Origin of the sequence: Saccharothrix coeruleofusca (assembly GCF_014648515.1) — a bacterium.
GTDB classification, from domain to species: Bacteria; Actinomycetota; Actinomycetes; order Mycobacteriales; family Pseudonocardiaceae; genus Actinosynnema; species Actinosynnema coeruleofuscum.
This window is the reverse complement of record NZ_BMRG01000018.1, coordinates 122,218-122,657: the sequence shown is the minus strand read 5'-3', so window position 1 is coordinate 122,657 and position 440 is coordinate 122,218. Positions and strand designations below refer to the sequence as shown.

The 440-nt window shown below is 74.1% G+C and carries 1 protein-coding gene; it reads right to left on the bottom strand.

Annotated elements, in window-relative coordinates; genetic code table 11:
* Positions 1–440: amino acid permease (locus IEZ00_RS37365; RefSeq protein WP_229796236.1), on the bottom strand; the 440-nt coding region annotated here is incomplete at both ends.

Below are 440 nucleotides of genomic sequence, written 5' to 3'. Positions count from 1 at the left end.
GCGCCCGCCAGCACGGCTCCGACCGCGCCGCGCCCACCCGCGCCCACCTCGGTCAACCTGCCCAGGTCCGCGTCGCCGCGCAGGACCACCCACGCACCCAGACCGATGACCAGCAGCAAACCACCGACCTCGACCGCGGTGGCCACCGCGTTGGCCCCCAGCGACTCCCGGACACCGCGGATGTTGAGCAACGCCAAGGCGGTCAGGAACACCACCGCCACGACCCCGGTGGGCACCGCGACCAGCTCCTGCAGGTAGTCCCCGCCGAAGGCCCGCGCCAGCGCTCCCACCGAGACCAGCCCGGCGGCCAGCATGCAGAACCCCACCAGCGACCCCACCGCCTGCCCGAAGGCCAGAGTGGCGTAGTGGGCCGACCCACCCGCCCTCGGGTGCTTGGTGGCCAGCTCGGCATAGGAGGCGGCGGTGAGAGCCGCCAAGCC